We start from the raw sequence: 16,898 nt of genomic DNA, 5'->3' as shown, positions 1-16,898 counted from the left end.
AGTATTAGTTGGATCTGACTTCGGGAATTAGGCGGATGTTAAGGCGCAGGATGCAATTTGAGAGCTGACCAAGGGTCTAAGCAGCAGAAAGGCGCTAAAACATGACGATTTCCTCTTCGCTCAATGCCGGGGTGGCAGGGCTTAACGCCAACGCCACCCGCCTAGCGACAATTTCCGACAACATCGCCAACTCTGGCACTTATGGTTACAAGCGCGCCGACGCCGAATTCCAAAGCATGGTTATCACACAGCAAAGCGGTTCCGGCACCTATTCTGCAGGCGGCGTACGCGCAACAAGCAGCCGGATGATTGATGAACGCGGCGCGCTGGTCGGCACGTCAAATGCGCTCGACATCGCTGTGAGTGAACGAGGCATGCTTCCGGTTGCGACAGCGGTCAGCTTGCAAAACGGCTCTGAAGCCGTCGAAATGCTAATGACGACGACCGGATCCTTCCGGCCGGATGCTGACGGTACATTGCGCACCGAATCCGGGCTTGTATTGCTGGGCTGGCCCGCAAATGCGGATGGCTCCATCCCGCCGATGCCACGCGATACCGTTTCAGGCCTTAAACCCGTAACAATCAATGCCAACCAGCAGGCCGGGGATCCGACGACAGCCATGAAGCTGGGCGTGAACTTGCCCGCCACCAGCGCTGTGCTTGGCGCTCCCGGTGCCACAGAACCCCTTGCGGTTGAGTATTTTGGGAACCTCGGCACGTCGGAGACCTTGGACATTACCTTCGCCCCGACCGGCGTGGCGGACAACGAATGGACAATGGTGATCAAAGACTCCGCGCAGGCGGGGGCCACCATTGGAGAATATACCCTGACATTCGATGACACCCGCGGCGCAGGTGGCACTTTGTCGTCCGTCGCAACAGTTTCTGGTGGGGCCTATACGGTAGCGGATGGTACGCTTGCACTTACAGTTGGATCGGGCACCGCTGCGGGGCCATTGACGATGACCATCGGTCGTGTCGGCGACCCGAATGGTTTGACCCAGCTTTCTGACAGCTTTGCACCGACTTCCATCACCAAGGATGGCTCGTCCGTGGGCAATCTGACGGCAGTGGAAATTGATGAAAACGGCTACATCAATGCAACCTATGACACAGGGTTTACCCGCCGCTTGTATCAAATTCCATTGGTCGATGTTCCGAATTTGAATGGTTTGGACACGCTCAACAACCAAACGTTCCAAATCTCTCCTGACTCTGGCTCCTTCTTCTTGTGGGATGCCGGAGATGGCCCGACTGGCGCAGTGGTTGGTTATGCCCGTGAGGGGTCGACCACAGACGTTGCAGCCGAGCTTACCGCGTTGATCCAGACACAGCGCGCCTATTCCTCCAACGCAAAAGTCATCCAAACAGTGGATGAAATGTTGCAGGAAACCACCAACATCAAACGTTAAGGAGCCTAAAGGATGAGTATTTCAGGATCCATGTCGAACGCCATCTCGGGGCTGACAGCCGCCTCGCGATCGGCAGGGGTGATTTCATCCAACATCGCAAACGCGCTGACCGATGGTTACGGTCGGCGCGAGCTACAGGTCTCTGCCAACCAAGTTGGGAATTCAGGCCAAGGCGTAAAGGTAAATGGCGTAAGTCGGGATGTTGATCAGTTGCTGATTGCGGAACGTCGGGTTGCCGAGGCAAGTTCTGCGGATTTGGACACACGTGCGAGCTTCTTGTCACGGCTTGAAGCCGCTATTGGCACCCCTGAGGATGGCTCCTCCCTTTCGGGTCGTGTGTCCGCACTGGACTCCGCGTTGATTGCTGCGGCATCGCAACCCAGTAGCGATGTGCGTCTTCAAGATGTAGCAAATACAGCAAGTGCTTTGGCCAACACATTTCAAACGATCTCAAGCACTATACAAACAGGTCGTCTAAACGCCGATTCACAAATTGCCACGGACGTCGACACGGTGAACCGCGCATTAGTTGCCGTGGCGGAACTGAACCGCAGCATCACCTCACTGTCCAGCGGTAGCCGCGACAGCTCTGCGCTGCTTGACCAGCGACAGCAGCTGATTGACCAAATCTCGACGATCATTCCAGTGCAGGAATTGCCGCGTGGAAACGGGCAGGTCTCCTTGATGACCGCCGGGGGCACATTTCTGCTCGACGGAACCGCCGCCAAGCTGGAGTTCACATCCGTTGGCACGATAGCGCCTGACATGACACAGGCCTCCGGTGGACTTTTCGGCCTGACCATCAATGGGCGGGCAGTTAATACCGGATCGAACGGCCCTCTATCCGGCGGCTCGATGGGGGCTCAGTTCGCAATTCGGGATGAACTGGCTACCAGTGCGCAGACTGAACTGGATGCAATGGCACGTGATCTCATCACACGCTTCCAAGAGCTAGACCCCGATCCTCTTCGCCTCGGCCTATTCACAGATAGGGGCGATACGTTTACGGACGATATTGCGCTGATGGAAACGCAAGAGATTGGGATAAGTGCCCGCATCAATCTAAATGCAGCAGTGGACCCCGCTGAAGGCGGGGAGCTTTGGCGGCTTCGTGACGGGCTTTACGCCACCCCAGGTCCAGTGGGCGAGTCAGCACTTTTCACCTCAATGCAAGCCGCACTAAATGAAACACGAGAGATCGAATCCGGACAGTTTGCGGGCAGCAGCCGAAGCCTATCCGGCTTTTCCGGTCAGCTTCTTTCTGCAGCCGCAACCGAAAGGCTCTCCGTAGAGTTGGAAGCCGGGTTTGCCGCAGCAAGGACCAACACACTTAAAGGCCTGGAGCTTGAAGGTGGTGTCGATACCGACAGCGAATTGCAGGATCTTCTGTTGGTAGAGCAAGCATATGCAGCAAATGCAAAGGTTATTCAGACCGCGGATGACATGATTCAAATCTTGTTAGGAATGTAACATGACACTAGTAAGTTTCGGGGATATGGCTCAGTCCTCCATGATGCGTCGCATGACGTCCAGCGCCAAAAGCGACGCGCTTATCGCAGCACAAGAGCTGACAACAGGCATTGCGGCAGACATCGGCCAGAAAATGCGCGGTGAGTTTTCAAACCTGACCGGTATCGAAGCGTCCTTATCACGGCTGGGCGGGTATAAAACGGTAACCGATAATGCCACCCTTATAGCCGATTCGATGCAAAAGGTTTTTGCACATATTGATCTGCTGACAGATGGTGTTAGCGCCCCCTTGCTCAATGCCACAACTCTGGAAAATACGAACACGCTGGATGCGCTTGCACATGATGCGGCGCAAAGGCTGGACTCTGTTATCGCGGCGCTGAATACCAAGGCAGGCGACAGCACCTTGTTTGCGGGCGTTGAAAGCGATGGGCCAGCGCTTGCATCCTCCGACGTTATACTATCGGCGCTGGAAGCCGCTATTAGCGGCGATGGGGCCGTAACAGCAGATGAAATCGAGGCAAGCGTAACCGCGTGGTTTGAATCCCCTACCGGGTATTCCGCAGTTGCTTATGTCGGCGGCAATGGCACCTCAGCGATCGCAATCTCAGCAGAAGATAAAGTTGATCTGGCATTTACCGCAAACGACCCAACCCTACGCGATACCATCAAGTCATTGGCCCTCGTCGCACTCGTAGATCGTGGCACCGCAACCGCAGATCCAGATATCAAGACCGATCTGGCACGCAAGGCAGGGAACTCTCTTTTGCAAAACCAAGCGGACCGCGCCGTCCTCGCTGGACGTTTGGGGTTGGCACAGGCACAAATTGACCAGGCGCAAACGCGCAATACCGCAGAAACCTCTGCCTTGAATATTGCGCGTTCAGACTTGCTGTCTGTTGATCCCTATGAGGCCGCGACACGCTTGGAGGCTTCACAATCACAATTAGAAACACTCTATTCGATCACCGCTCGTCTTTCGCGTCTTAGCTTGGTGGATTACCTCTGATGATCAGAATTTTGCTCTTTTTGCTACTTATGCCTAGCATAGCTCTTGCCGCACCTATTCGCATTAAGGATCTTGTGGAGTTCGACGGTGTTCGTGGAAATGATCTGGTGGGCTATGGGCTTGTGGTCGGCCTAAATGGAACCGGCGATGGCATGCGAAATGCACCCTTCACAGAAGAAATCATGACAAATCTGCTGGAGCGTCTTGGCGTGAATGTAGGCGGAGAGCAATTTCAACCCAAAAATGTGGCCGCTGTTTTTGTAACAGCAGCCCTCCCGCCATTTGCACGAATGGGCGGACGCATTGATGTAACCGTCTCTGCAATCGGTGATGCCAAGAGCTTGCGGGGAGGGACACTGGTTATGACGCCTTTGAACGGGGCAGATGGCCAAGTCTATGCCGTTGCGCAAGGCACCATTATCGCTGGTGGCGTTTCTGCTGAAGGGGCGGCGGCCCGTGTTGTTCAAGGTGTTCCAACTGCGGGTGTCATCCCATCTGGCGCAAGGGTCGAACAAGAAGTCGACTTCGACTTCGCCGGTCTCAAGGTCATGCGCCTCGCATTGCGAACCCCAGATTTCACGACCGCTGCACGCATTGAAACGGCAATCAATAACAACTTCGGACGGAGTGTCGCAGCCATGCTCGACTCCGGTACAGTTACGCTTGATCTGCGCGCGGCCAAAATGGCATCACCGGCCCATACGATCGGTAGGGTGGAAAACATACGTGTAGAACCAGAAACCCGGGCAAGAGTTGTTGTAGATCAACGTTCGGGAACCATCGTTATGGGGGCCGACGTACGCATTAGCCGAGTTGCCGTTGCGCAGGGAAGCTTGACCTTACGCGTCGAAGAAACACCAATCGTAGTTCAGCCAAACCCCTTCAGTGACGGGGAAAGTATCGTTGTTCCGCGTACAAATGCAGAGATCACACAGGCCCCGGGTACCGGGATGGCCGAAGTAGAAGGATCGACCAATCTATCGGAAGTCGTCGCAGGCCTAAATGCTCTCGGGGTTGCCCCACATGATATGATCGACATTCTGAAAAGCATCAATGCGGCCGGCGCACTTCATGCCGAATTCCTCGTGCATTGATATTTGGCAGCTATGGCGCGGCCCCGCATTTGGAACTGGGCAAGTCTTAGCTCGCCCTGTTCAAAGCTCGGCGCAAGTGAGGTGGCCGCATCTCATCAAGGAAGGGTGCCGCTGCTGAATCCCGATAGGTTATTCACGCGTGGCTTGGATGATCAGATCCTCATCCTGCGACTAGAAGGTTGCCCATCGTCGCCGACAATATAAAAGTAGAATGTCTAATTCCTACCCCTTTGCAGAGCCAAACATCACGGAAGTTTTTGAAGAATGTCGAGACTGGGGTAACCGTCCGGCACTATACCCTTGGACTTTTGGAAGGCCTTAACGGCCGCAATCGTGTTCGGTCCCATTTTGCCGTCTACACCAAAGGTATCGAACCCCGCTTGCGTCAACCGCCTTTGCAGCGATAGCCGCTCGTCCAAAGTAAGGGCACGTAAATCTTGTGGCCAATCGGCCTTAATGCGCGCGCCGCCCTTCAGCAAATCCGCCAAATGCCCCACCGCGATGACATATGCATCGGCAGTGTTATAGCGCTCGATCACCGCAAAATTCGAGAAGATCAGAAACGCAGCCCCTCGTGCACCGCCAGGCAGCAAAACCGACCCCGCACCATGATCAGGCAAATCACCACCGTCCACATGCCGCACACCCAAAGCCTGCCATTCCGCCACGGGCTTCTTGACCCGCTCGCTGGTCAGATCATAATCGAACCCCTGCGGGAGCGTGATTTCCAGCCCCCAAGGCGCGCCTTTCGTCCAGCCATATCCCGCCAGATAAGCCGCAGCAGAGGCCAGCGCGTCAGTCGGATCATCGCCCCAAACGTCGCGCTTGCCGTCGCCATCAAAATCCACCGCATAGGACAAAAAGGACGATGGCATAAATTGCGTATGCCCCATCGCCCCCGCCCAACTGCCCTGCATCTGCGCAGGCGTTGTATCACCCGCTTGCAAGATTATCAGGGCGGCCAAAAGCTCTGCTTCAAAAAATGCCGCGCGCCTGCCATCATAGGCCAAAGTGGCCAGAGATTGCAGGGTCGGGGAGCTGCCACGAAACGTGCCATAAGCGCTCTCTAGCCCCCAAATGGCTGCGACCACCTCTTTTTCCACGCCGTAACGGGCCTCGATCCGGTCCAGAACCGCGCGGTGTTTTTCCAAGGCCACACGCCCGTTTTTCACCCGCAAATCCGAGGTGGCAGTTTCAAGGTAATCCCAAATGGTCTTGGTGAATTCGGCTTGGTTGCGATCGCGGCGGATCACATCAGCATCATATTCCAGCCCCGTCAGGGCGGCATCCAATACCTCGCCGGTAATCCCCGCCTCTGCGGCGCGCGCACGAAACGCGGCCAACCAGTTTTGCAACTCCTGGGTATCCGCCGCCGGTTTGGTCTGTGAAACCGCCACCGCTTCGGGCGTGATCGGGGTGCCATTTGCCACGCCAACCCCCAGAACCCATGCCAAAATAAAACTAAAAATACGCATCCTGCCCAGCCTTTTTCGCATACTGTAGCTGCCGCCGCCGGTTTGGCAACGGCACCACATTAACATGGGCGGTTATTTGCGCCGCTGACGCGAAACCTTGCGTTTGACCGCGCGGGATTTTGCCGCCGCTTTGCCGGGCTTGCGCGGGCTGCCGCGACCGCGCGGCGCGTGGCTTTTGGGCAGGGCGCGGTCGTCGATCTCCAGCAGCTCCAAAATCAAGCCGCCGGTGACGGGAACCGCATCGGCCAGCCGCACCTTGACACGCTGACCAATACCGATTGTCAGACCGGTATCAGCCCCCATCAAGGTCTGGGTATCGGCATCAAAGTGAAAGAACTCCCGCCCCACAGACCGGATCGGGATCAGCCCGTCCGCGCCGCTATCATCCAGCTTCACAAACAGCCCGAAACGCTGCACGCCTGAAACACGGCCATCGAATATCGCCCCCACCCGATCCGCCAAATAAGCGGCAAGGTAGCGGTCATTGGTATCGCGTTCAGCCACCATCGAACGGCGTTCGGTATCAGAGATATGCTTGGCGGTTTCGGCAAGCTCCTCAACATCTTGCTGGGCCAACCCGTCATTGCCCCAGCCATGGGCGGCGATCAAGGCGCGGTGCACGATCAGGTCCGAATAGCGCCGGATCGGAGAGGTGAAATGCGCATAATTGCGCAGCGCCAGCCCGAAATGGCCAAAGTTTTGCGGGCTGTAATAGGCTTGGGTCATAGCGCGCAGGGTGCTGACGTTGATCAGCTCGTAAAACTCCGTCCCTTCGGCCGCGGCAAGCAACTGGTTCAGGTGCGAAGTCTTGAGAACCTGCCCCTTGGACAGCACAAAGCCCGACGCCTCGGCCACTTCGCGCAGGGCTTGCAGCTTTTCTGGGCTCGGCTCCTCATGCACGCGGAACAAAAGCGGCGCCTTCAGGCGATTCAATTCCTCAGCCGCAGAAACATTGGCGAGGATCATGAATTCCTCGATCACCTTATGCGCATCAAGACGCTCATAAAAATCGACCGCCAAAACCTTACCCTCATCGGACAGCACAATTTTGCGTTCCGGCAGATCAAGATCGAGCGGTTGGCGTTCATTGCGCGCCTGTTTGGTGGCCTGATAGGCGGCATAAAGCGGGCGCAAAACATCATCCAGCAGCGGCGCCGTCACGTCATCAGCGCTGCCGTCAATCGCATTTTGCACCTGCGCATAGCTTAGCGAGGCGACAGAGCGCATCATCCCGCGCGTAAACCGGTGGCTGATCTTGCGGCCATGCGCGTCCAGCACCATGCGAACCGCCATACAGGCGCGGTCCACATTTTCATGCAGGGAACACAGATCGCCCGACAGCGTATCGGGCAGCATCGGCACCACACGGTCAGGGAAATAGCTGGAGTTGCCGCGTTTTTTCGCCTCGCGGTCCAGCTCCGATCCGGGGCGGACATAATGCGCCACATCGGCAATCGCGACCCAAACGATATGCCCGCCGATATTCGCGGGATCGGGGTCAGGCATCGCCAGCACCGCATCATCGCGGTCGCGGGCATCCGGCGGGTCGATGGTGACCAGCGCCAGATCGCGCATATCCTCACGCTTGGCCAAGGGCGCGGGGGTGGCGGCATCAGCCTCGGCCACGACCTTATCGGGGAATTGGTCCGGTATGCCATGCTGATGGATCGCGATCAGGGAAATCGCGCGCGGACCGGACGGGTCGCCCAGACGGGCGGTGATGCGCGCTTGCGGCAGGCCCATGCGGCGGGGGCCTGCTTGCTCGGCCTCGACCAGCTCTCCATCACGGGCGTCCATCGTGCCATCACGCAGCACGCGCCATTCCTTGTCGTTCTTTTTGTCAACGGGGACAACGCGGCCGCCTTCGCTCTCAGAGCGGAAAATCCCCAAAAGTTTAAGCGGGTTATGCCCCAGCTTGCGGATCAGCCGCGCCTCGTAATTATGGTCCTTGCCGCCCACAGGTTCGAGCCGCGCCAGAATACGGTCGCCCTGCCCCAAGGCCGGATCAGAGGCTTTGGTGATAATCAGGATACGGGGGGCTGTGCCCTCACCCGTCCATTCCATCGCATCGCCAAAGAGGTCGCCATCACCGTCAGGGGCCAACACCTTGAGGATGGACACCGGCGGCAGGGCGGCGGGGTCACGGTAGCTGCGCTCCGCCTTGACCAGCGCGCCTTCCGCTTCCAACTCTTTGAGCATGCGTTTCAGCTCAATCCGCAGATCCCCGCCTTTGATGCCAAAGGCCCGCGCGATATCGCGTTTCGAGGTCAGCGTGGGGTTGTCAGCCAACCATTGAACGATCTGTGATTTTGAGGGCAATTTTTCCATGCCAAAGCCCTATCACGCGCCGCATATGCGCAGCAAGCACGCCTTACAGCGCCAGCATCATATCGCGGTGCGGGATGCCCGCGTCATCATACTCCGGGCCAAAAGCGGCAAAGCCAAGCTTTTCATAAAAGGCAATCGCGTGGCACTGCGCCCCGAGCTTGACCTTTTCCACCCCCGGCGTGGCACGAAACTGATCCACCGCGGCAATAATCAGCGCAGCGCCCAGCCCCGTCCCGCGATGTTCGCGCAGCACGCAAACCCGCCCGATCTTGCCCGTCCCCCCCTGCACGAACAACCGCGCCGATCCGGCCGGCACCTCCGAAACCGTGGCCAGCAGATGCGTCGCCTCGCCATCAAGATCGTCCATCTCTTCGGCCTCGGAAACACCCTGCTCCTCGATAAACACCGTCCGGCGCAGGGCGTGACAGGCGGTAAGGTCTTGCGTCAGCCCAATCGCAACCCTCATGCGAAATAATCCGTCAGAATGCGCGAATAGATCGCCTTGAGCTGATGGATCTGCGCCACTTCCACACGTTCATCAACCTGATGCATGGTTTTGCCAACCAGACCAAATTCCACCACCGGACAGTGATCCTTGACGAAACGCGCATCCGACGTCCCACCAGAGGTGGAAGCAACCGGAGCCACACCCGTTTCCGCCTGCACCGCCTTGGCGATCATATCCGACAAAGCGCCGGGCGGGGTGACAAAGCTTTCGCCTGAAATCGTGACCTTTACATCAAAACCCACGCCTGTTTTTTCCTGCTCCTCGGCCGCCAATGCGCGCAGCCAATCGGAAATACTGGCCCCCGTATGGGCATCGTTAAAGCGGATATTCACCGTGGCGCGGCATTGCGCAGGGATCACATTCGTCGCCGGATTGCCGGTATCAATCGTGGTAATCACCAAGGTCGAGGGGTCGAAATGATCGGTGCCCTTGTCCAGCTCATGCCGCGCAAGCCTTTCCATCAAGGCAACCATCGCGTTCAACGGGTTATTGGCGCGATGCGGATAGGCGGCATGGCCCTGCACCCCCTTTGCGGTGAAATAGGCCGTGAGAGAGCCGCGCCGCCCGACCTTCATCATCTCGCCCATCACATTCGGGCAGGTCGGCTCGCCCACCAAACAAACGCTCATCGCTTCATTATTGGTGGCCATCCAGTCCAGCAGGGCAACGGTACCATCAATGGCGTTAGCCTCCTCGTCACCGGTGATAGCCAGAATAACGGCCCCATCGGGCGGGGTGGTTTGCACAAAATCAATCGCGGCGGCGGCAAAGGCCGCGACCCCCGATTTCATATCGGTCGCCCCGCGGCCATACATCCAACCATCCACCACCTCGGCACCGAACGGGTCATGTGTCCAAGCCGCAACATCGCCCACCGGCACCACATCGGTATGGCCGTTAAAACCGAACGTCCGGTTCGCTCCGACCCTGCCCCAGCGCGCAAAAAGGTTGCAAATGCCGCCACGATCCACCCGCGTGCAAACAAACCCCCCCTTTGTCAAAAGGTCCTCCAGCAAAACCAGCGCGCCACCTTCGGCGGGCGTCACGGAATTGCAGCGGATCAGATCGGCAGTCAAAGCGACGGGATCAACGGGGGTCGAAAAAGCGGGCATAGCGGGCATCCTGAAGGCAGGCCGCACGACGGGCGGCATCAGCCAATCGATAACGCCTGCACCCGCCCCGTGCAACCTATGCGCAGAACCGGCGCTGGATCAGTCGAAAAATGGCGTCATAGAGGCCACGACGACCGAGTTTTCGGCCAAAGCGCGGTCCATCAAGGCGCGCTCCTCTTCGCCGATTTCATCCCCCGCCTCCAGCCGTTCCTCCAGCGTGCCGTATCCCGACACATCCAGCGGGGCCATATCGGCCTGTTTCAGGATCGCCACGGTTTCGCGCACGGCCTCGGCCTCATCGACGCCACTGGCATAGATCATCAGCGCGGCCCCCGTAGCCTTGGCAGGCAGGCCGTCCCCGGGATTGCGCCCGACCTCGATCACAAGGGTAAAGACCTGCTGACGCGAGGGCTTCTTGGGCTTTGCGGCTTTGGGTGTATCATCGGACATGGGCGCAGCTTTCAGTTTTGATCGCCACGGGGTGAACGTATGCAGCGTGATTGTCAAGCAAAGCGGTGTGATGGAGGCTTGACCGGCAGCAATCAAATCCATAGTTCATGATATATGGATAAAAATTACGCCCTTGATGCCTTCGCTGCCCTCAGCCAATCCACACGGCTGGATGTGTTCCGCTTGCTTATCCAAGCCGGCGACACGGGCATGTCCGCCGGGGAAATCGGCGAGGCCCTTAACGTGCGCCAGAATACGATGTCGGCAAACCTGTCGATCCTTGCGCGTTCCGGCCTGATCCGCAGCGCGCGAGAGGGCCGCAGCATCCGCTATTTCGCCGCGATGGAGGGGATCCGCGGCCTGCTTGCCTTTTTGATGGAGGATTGCTGCGGTGGCCGCCCCGAACTGTGCCAGCCCTTCCTTAATGAGATCGCCTGCACCTGCGTCACACCCACCCCCGAAAGGCTGACATGACCGATACATCACATCCCGCCGCTGCGGGTCTGGGAACCTTCGAACGCTGGCTCTCTGTCTGGGTGGCGCTTGCCATCGGCGCGGGGCTGTTGCTGGGCAACCTCTTTCCCGGCCCCTTTGCGGCGCTTGCCGCGCTAGAGGTCGCATCCGTCAACCTGCCCGTAGCGGTGCTGATCTGGGCCATGGTCTATCCGATGATGGTCGGTGTGAATTTTGGCGCGCTGGCCCATGTGGGCGACAAGCCAAAGGGGCTGGTGGTGACGCTGGTGGTCAACTGGCTGATCAAACCCTTTACCATGGCCGCCCTTGGTGTGCTGTTTTTCGAGTATGTTTTCGCCGGGCTGATCCCGCCGGATGATGCGCAGGCCTATCTTGCGGGCGTGATCCTGTTGGGGGCGGCCCCCTGCACGGCGATGGTGTTTGTCTGGTCCAACCTGACGCGCGGTGATGCGACCTATACGCTGGTGCAGGTCAGCGTGAATGATGTTGTGATGGTCTTTGCCTTTGCGCCCATCGTCGCCTTTTTGCTGGGGGTCACTGATATTGTCGTGCCGTGGGATACCTTGCTGCTGTCGGTCGGGCTTTATGTGCTGTTGCCGTTGCTGGCCGGATATCTGACCCGCAGCAAGCTGGTAGCAAAGGGCGGTGAGGCAGCAGTTGATGCCTTCAAATCCCGCGCACAGCTCTTTTCCATCATCGGGCTGTTGCTGACGGTGGTGCTGCTGTTCGGCTTTCAGGGTGAGGTTATCTTTGACCGTCCCTTGGTGATCGTGCTGATTGCCATCCCGCTGTTGATCCAGTCTTACGGCATCTTTTTCGTGGCTTACGGTGCGGCGCGCGCCTGGGGCATCCCGTTCAACGTGGCCGCGCCTTGCGCCCTGATCGGCACCTCTAATTTCTTTGAGCTGGCCGTCGCCGTTGCCATCAGCCTGTTCGGGCTGGGGTCGGGGGCCGCGCTTGCAACCGTGGTTGGCGTGCTGGTGGAGGTGCCGGTAATGCTGTCGCTTGTCGCCTTTGCCAATCGTACCAAACACTGGTTTCCAACCGAGGGGACATCCTCATGACCGTCGTGATCCATCACAACCCCGCCTGTGGCACCTCGCGCAATGTGCTGGCGATCATCGAGGCCGCAGGAGAGACACCCGTGGTCATCGACTACCTTGAGGCCGGCTGGACCCGCCCGCAGCTTCTGGCGCTCTTTGCCGCGGCGGGTCTGACACCGCGCAGCGCCCTGCGCACCACAAAATCCCCCGCCGAAGAGCTGGGCCTGCTGGACCCATCGGTCAGCGACGACGCCTTGTTGGATGCCATGCTGGAACATCCGGTGCTGGTCAACCGCCCCATCGTGTGTTCGCCCAAGGGGGTGCGTTTGTGCCGTCCAAGCGAGGCGGTTCTGGACCTGCTTGACCACCTGCCTCCCGGCCCGATGGCCAAAGAGGACGGCACACCATTGATTGATGCAGAGGGAAATCGCCTTGACTGACACACCGAATATTGACGAAGCCCATTTTCAAATCATCGACACCGAGGCCCTCCTGACCCCTGAACGGGCCACACACGCACCGCGCATCCTGTTGCTTTACGGCTCTTTGCGGGAACGCTCGTTCAGCCGCTTGATGACCGAAGAGGCCGCCCGCGTGCTGACGCGGCTGGGGGCCGAAACCCGCACCTTTTGCCCCTCGGGCCTGCCGCTGCCCGATGATGCCGAGGCCGACCACCCCAAGGTGCAAGAGCTGCGCGATCTGGTCACCTGGTCCGAGGGGATGGTCTGGTGTTCCCCCGAACGCCACGGCGCGATGACCGGCATTATGAAAACCCAGATCGACTGGGTCCCGTTGTCGCTTGGCGGGGTGCGGCCCACACAGGGCAAAACGCTGGCGGTGATGCAGGTCAGCGGCGGCTCGCAAAGCTTTAACGCGGTGAACCAGTTGCGAATCCTCGGGCGCTGGATGCGGCTTTTGACCATTCCAAACCAGGCCTCCACCCCCAAGGCCTTTCTGGAATTTGATGAGGCCGGACGGATGAAGCCTTCGCCCTTCTACGACCGGATGGTCGATGTCATGGAGGAGCTGATGAAGTTCACGCTGCTGACGCGGGACAACAAGGCCTATCTTTTGGACCGCTACAGCGAGCGCAAGGAAAGCGCTGAGGAGCTGTCAAAACGGGTGAACCTGAAGGCCATCTAGGCGCAAAGGCCCCCGGTCCGGGGGCCTGCTGTCTTAGCCAAGTTCAGCGATAATCGCGGTCAGGCCTTGATGCCAATCGGGGCGCGCGATGCCAAAGCTTTCCATGGTCTTGCTGTTATCAAGACGGGAATTCAGCGGGCGCTGTGCCGGTGTCGGGTAATCGCTGGTCGGGATTTCCTTGACGTCACACGTCAGCCCCGCCTCGGCAAAGATCGCACGGGCAAAACCGGCCCAGCTGATGTCGGGCCCGCCCGAGAAATGGTAGCTGCCAGATTTCGACGGCGCCTCAACAAGCTGTGCGGCGATGCTCAGACAGGCATCGGCAATATCGGCAGCACAGGTCGGCCCGCCGATCTGATCGGCAACGATGCTAAGCTGATCACGTTCCGCCCCCAAACGCAGCATGGTTTTCACGAAATTCTGCCCATGCGATGAGACCACCCAAGAGGTCCGCAAAATCGCATGCGCCCCGCCTGCGGAGCGCACCAATTCCTCACCCGCCAGTTTGGTGCGCCCGTAAGCGCCCAAGGGGGCGGTGGGGTGATCGGTGGCAAAGGGCGCGGTGCCAGTGCCGTCAAAGACATAATCGGTCGAGATATGGACCAAGGGCAAGCCCCGCGCCGCCGCCGCCTTGGCAATCGCGCCGGGGGTGGTGGCATTGATCGAAAGGGCGCGCGGCTCATCCTCTTCGGCGCGGTCAACGGCCGTGTAAGCCGCCGCATTAATGACCGCATCGGCATCTGTTGCCGCCACGATTGCGGCGCATACCTCGGGGGTTTCAAAATTCGCCTGATCAGATCCGTAAACCTCAAGCGTGACCGACCCGCAACGACGTTGAAGCTCTTGCGCGACCTGACCGTTTTTGCCGAATACCAATATCTTCATTGCGAAACCTTCACACCAAGCCGCGTGCCAACACCTTCGCGGTTTTGCAAGGCGCGCCACCAGTCCTCATTGTCCAGATACCATTGCACCGTCAGCGCAAGACCTTCCTCAACCGTCACGCTTGGCCTCCAGCCCAGTTCCTTGCGGATGCGGCTTGGGTCAATCGCATAACGCGCATCATGGCCGGGGCGGTCGGTGACAAAGGTGATCTGCTCGGCATAGGGGGCCGAACCGGGGCGCTTTTCATCCAGAATGGCACAGATGGTCTGCACCAGCTCAAGGTTCGAACGCTCGTTCTCGCCACCGATGTTATAGCTGCGCCCGACCTCACCCTTGGTCAGAACCGTCAGCAAGGCATCGGCGTGATCCTCGACATAAAGCCAGTCGCGCACGTTTGATCCGTCGCCATAGATCGGCAAAGGTTTCCCCGCCAAAGCGTTCAGGATGATCACCGGGATCAGCTTTTCAGGGAAGTGAAACGGCCCGTAGTTATTGGAGCAATTGGTCAGAACCACCGGCAACCCATAGGTTTCGGCCCAAGCGCGCACCAGATGGTCAGAGCTGGCCTTGGACGCGGAATAGGGGCTACGCGGGTCATAGGGGGTGGTTTCGGTGAACTTCACCGACGGGTCCGCCGGAAGAGAGCCGAACACCTCATCGGTAGAGATGTGGTGGAAACGGAAATCCTCGGGCCGACCTTTGCGGTCCCACAAGGCGCGGGCCGATTGCAACAGGTTATAGGTCCCCATGATATTGGTTTCCATGAAAACACCCGGCCCGTCGATGGAACGGTCAACATGGCTTTCGGCGGCCAGATGCATGATCGCATCGGGGGCGGTTTCCGCGATACAAGCCTCAACCGCGGCGGCATCACGAATATCGACCTGCACAAAACGGTAAAGCGGGCTGTCCGCGACCGAGGCCAGATTGTCCAGACAAGCGGCATAGGTCAGCGCATCAAGGTTGATCACCTCATGGCCTTGACCAATTGCCTGACGCACAACAGCCGATCCGATAAATCCCGCCCCGCCGGTTACAAGCAGCTTCATGGTTACGATCCTTCAAATACAAACGGGCTGTCGAAATCGGCAAAAAGCTGTGCCTTGGCATCCTTTTCCGACAGGATCGCCGCCTCGGGGGCCACGCCCCAATCAATCCCAATGGTCGGATCATCAAACCGCACCGCCCCGTCACATTCGGGCGCATAGTAATCCGAGCATTTATAGACAATCTCGGTATCGGGCTCGCGCGTCACAAAGCCGTGCAAGAAACCCGCAGGGATCAACAGCTGACGACCGTTCTCAAAGCTCAGCTCCACCCCGACCCAGCGGCCGTAAGTCGGGCTGCCCTTGCGCGCATCAACCGCAACATCAAACAAGGAACCGCGCCCGCAACGCACCAGTTTCGCCTGCGCATGGGGCGGCGATTGGAAATGCAGCCCGCGCACGGTGCCGACATCGCGTGACAGGGAATGGTTGTCCTGCACAAAGTCGGTATCGATCCCGGCAGCCTTTGCCCGCGCGCTGTTCCAGCTTTCGCTAAAGAACCCCCGATGATCGCCAAAGCGCGGCGGCGTAATGATAAGCACGCCAGCCAGTTCGGTTTTTTGAATATCCACTGCGCATCTCGCTTTCAGATTGCCAAAATCATTTGGACAAACGCGTAGCAGGGACGAATACAAATGTCATCCGCCCTTTTCCCGTCAATTGACCCATCATTACAGGAAAAATCGGCCACCCCTGCCTTCGGTAAACCCAAGGTTGCCTAAGCTGTAAACCGCTCGCTACGCTGCCATGCAAAAGCCCTGCCGGAAGGGGGGGCAGGGCTTTATGTAACGCTTCAAAAGGAGATCAGTCGCGGGAACGTTCCACGTAGCTGTTATCCTCGGTGTTGATCACAATGCGCGTGCCAACCCCGATATGCGGCGGCACCATCACGCGGATCGCATCATCACATGTCGCAGGCTTGTAGGACGAAGAGGCCGTCTGCCCCTTCACGACCGGCTCTGTCTCGGTCACTTCGACCACCAGCTTTTGCGGCAGTTCAATCGCGATACAAGCGTCGTTGAAAGTTTTCAAAGACACTTCCAGACCATCCTTCAAGAACACCTTCGCATCCCCGATGATATCATCACCGACCGAGATCTGATCATAGCTTTCAGGCTCCATAAAGTGGTAGCCCTCGCCGTCAGCGTAAAGGAAATTGTACTTGCGTTCATCCACATGCGCGCGTTCCACCTGTTCGGTCGTGCGCCAACGTTCCGTTACCTTCACCCCGTCCAGAATGCCGCGCATATTGACGGATGTGGTCGGTGTACCCTTACCGGGGTGGAAGTTTTCAGCCGTCAGAACCACATACAGCTTGTCGTTCATCTCAACGACATTACCCTTGCGAAGCGAGGAGGCGATGACTTTCACGCGAATTTCCTTGTAGTTGATGCGCCCGACGCCTAATGCGCGGGCCTTTGGCGCTGGGTCATAGCGCATCTTGGCCGA

At 58.4% G+C, this 16,898-nt stretch carries 17 protein-coding genes; 8 read left to right on the top strand and 9 right to left on the bottom strand.

The annotated features are described in order from the left end of the window. Positions 1 to 101 precede the first annotated feature (101 nt). From EOK75_RS09275 to EOK75_RS09260, 4 genes are read left to right on the top strand one after another with little or no spacing between them, the layout of a single operon-like run. Positions 102 to 1,412: a flagellar hook protein FlgE gene (locus EOK75_RS09275; protein WP_137193705.1), complete on the top strand. Its 1,311-nt coding sequence runs from the start codon at positions 102 to 104 to the stop codon at positions 1,410 to 1,412. 12 nt (positions 1,413 to 1,424) lie between these two features. Continuing rightward, positions 1,425 to 2,882, top strand: coding sequence for a flagellar hook-associated protein FlgK (flgK, locus tag EOK75_RS09270; RefSeq protein ID WP_137193704.1), 1,458 nt, complete (start codon positions 1,425 to 1,427; stop codon positions 2,880 to 2,882). Position 2,883: 1 nt separating this feature from the next. Continuing rightward, positions 2,884 to 3,891, top strand: coding sequence for a flagellin (locus EOK75_RS09265; protein ID WP_137193703.1), 1,008 nt, complete (start codon positions 2,884 to 2,886; stop codon positions 3,889 to 3,891). Further along, a complete protein-coding gene (locus EOK75_RS09260) occupies positions 3,888 to 4,985 on the top strand; it encodes a flagellar basal body P-ring protein FlgI (protein WP_137193702.1) in 1,098 nt (365 codons plus the stop codon). Before EOK75_RS09265 ends, EOK75_RS09260 begins: the two co-directional genes overlap by 4 nt. A gap of 245 nt (positions 4,986 to 5,230) precedes the next feature. Here the strand turns inward: EOK75_RS09260 and EOK75_RS09255 are convergent, their stop codons facing one another. The 5 genes from EOK75_RS09255 to EOK75_RS09235 form a co-directional block, all read right to left on the bottom strand. Further along, the gene (locus tag EOK75_RS09255; RefSeq protein ID WP_137193700.1) at positions 5,231 to 6,460 is read right to left on the bottom strand and encodes a lytic murein transglycosylase; all 1,230 of its coding nucleotides are present in this window, start codon (positions 6,458 to 6,460) and stop codon (positions 5,231 to 5,233) included. Positions 6,461 to 6,532: 72 nt separating this feature from the next. Then, positions 6,533 to 8,788, bottom strand: coding sequence for a ribonuclease R (rnr, locus tag EOK75_RS09250; protein WP_137193698.1), 2,256 nt, complete (start codon positions 8,786 to 8,788; stop codon positions 6,533 to 6,535). A gap of 43 nt (positions 8,789 to 8,831) precedes the next feature. After that, positions 8,832 to 9,254, bottom strand: a complete 423-nt coding sequence (locus tag EOK75_RS09245) for a GNAT family N-acetyltransferase (RefSeq protein ID WP_137193697.1) — start codon at positions 9,252 to 9,254, stop codon at positions 8,832 to 8,834. Continuing rightward, positions 9,251 to 10,408 (bottom strand): succinyl-diaminopimelate desuccinylase, encoded by a 1,158-nt coding sequence (gene dapE, locus EOK75_RS09240; RefSeq protein WP_137193696.1) that lies wholly within the window; start codon positions 10,406 to 10,408, stop codon positions 9,251 to 9,253. Before dapE ends, EOK75_RS09245 begins: the two co-directional genes overlap by 4 nt. A gap of 99 nt (positions 10,409 to 10,507) precedes the next feature. After that, a complete protein-coding gene (locus tag EOK75_RS09235) occupies positions 10,508 to 10,858 on the bottom strand; it encodes a hypothetical protein (RefSeq protein ID WP_137194353.1) in 351 nt (116 codons plus the stop codon). Between the two features lie 114 nt (positions 10,859 to 10,972). Here EOK75_RS09235 and EOK75_RS09230 point away from each other — a divergent pair, with 114 nt between their 5' ends. The 4 genes from EOK75_RS09230 to arsH are packed head-to-tail and all read left to right on the top strand — an operon-like array spanning position 10,973 to position 13,518. Next, on the top strand, positions 10,973 to 11,332 hold the full coding sequence (locus EOK75_RS09230) for an ArsR/SmtB family transcription factor (protein WP_137193695.1): 360 nt from the start codon (positions 10,973 to 10,975) through the stop codon (positions 11,330 to 11,332). Next, positions 11,329 to 12,396, top strand: coding sequence for an ACR3 family arsenite efflux transporter (gene arsB, locus EOK75_RS09225; RefSeq protein ID WP_137193693.1), 1,068 nt, complete (start codon positions 11,329 to 11,331; stop codon positions 12,394 to 12,396). The genes EOK75_RS09230 and arsB overlap by 4 nt, the downstream gene beginning before the upstream one ends. Then, complete coding sequence (arsC, locus tag EOK75_RS09220; protein WP_137193691.1) at positions 12,393 to 12,815, top strand: arsenate reductase (glutaredoxin); 423 nt, start codon at positions 12,393 to 12,395, stop codon at positions 12,813 to 12,815. The genes arsB and arsC overlap by 4 nt, the downstream gene beginning before the upstream one ends. Beyond that, positions 12,808 to 13,518 carry an arsenical resistance protein ArsH gene (gene arsH / locus EOK75_RS09215; protein ID WP_137193689.1) on the top strand — a complete coding sequence of 237 codons (711 nt, stop codon included), beginning with the start codon at positions 12,808 to 12,810 and terminating at the stop codon, positions 13,516 to 13,518. Before arsC ends, arsH begins: the two co-directional genes overlap by 8 nt. 33 nt (positions 13,519 to 13,551) lie before the next feature. On the opposite strand, the gene rfbD is transcribed toward arsH, so the two are convergent. The 4 genes from rfbD to efp all read right to left on the bottom strand — a co-directional run bounded on the left by rfbD (position 13,552) and on the right by efp (position 16,820). After that, positions 13,552 to 14,403: a dTDP-4-dehydrorhamnose reductase gene (rfbD, locus tag EOK75_RS09210; protein ID WP_137193688.1), complete on the bottom strand. Its 852-nt coding sequence runs from the start codon at positions 14,401 to 14,403 to the stop codon at positions 13,552 to 13,554. Further along, on the bottom strand, positions 14,400 to 15,452 hold the full coding sequence (gene rfbB, locus EOK75_RS09205; RefSeq protein WP_137193686.1) for a dTDP-glucose 4,6-dehydratase: 1,053 nt from the start codon (positions 15,450 to 15,452) through the stop codon (positions 14,400 to 14,402). The genes rfbD and rfbB overlap by 4 nt, the downstream gene beginning before the upstream one ends. 2 nt (positions 15,453 to 15,454) lie before the next feature. Then, positions 15,455 to 16,021, bottom strand: a complete 567-nt coding sequence (gene rfbC / locus EOK75_RS09200) for a dTDP-4-dehydrorhamnose 3,5-epimerase (RefSeq protein ID WP_137193685.1) — start codon at positions 16,019 to 16,021, stop codon at positions 15,455 to 15,457. A gap of 232 nt (positions 16,022 to 16,253) precedes the next feature. Then, positions 16,254 to 16,820: an elongation factor P gene (gene efp / locus EOK75_RS09195; protein ID WP_137194352.1), complete on the bottom strand. Its 567-nt coding sequence runs from the start codon at positions 16,818 to 16,820 to the stop codon at positions 16,254 to 16,256. Positions 16,821 to 16,898 lie beyond the last annotated feature (78 nt).

It is taken from the genome of Pseudorhodobacter turbinis, assembly GCF_005234135.1.
GTDB lineage: Bacteria > Pseudomonadota > Alphaproteobacteria > Rhodobacterales > Rhodobacteraceae > Pseudorhodobacter > Pseudorhodobacter turbinis.
This window is presented reverse-complemented; position numbering and strand designations above follow the sequence as displayed.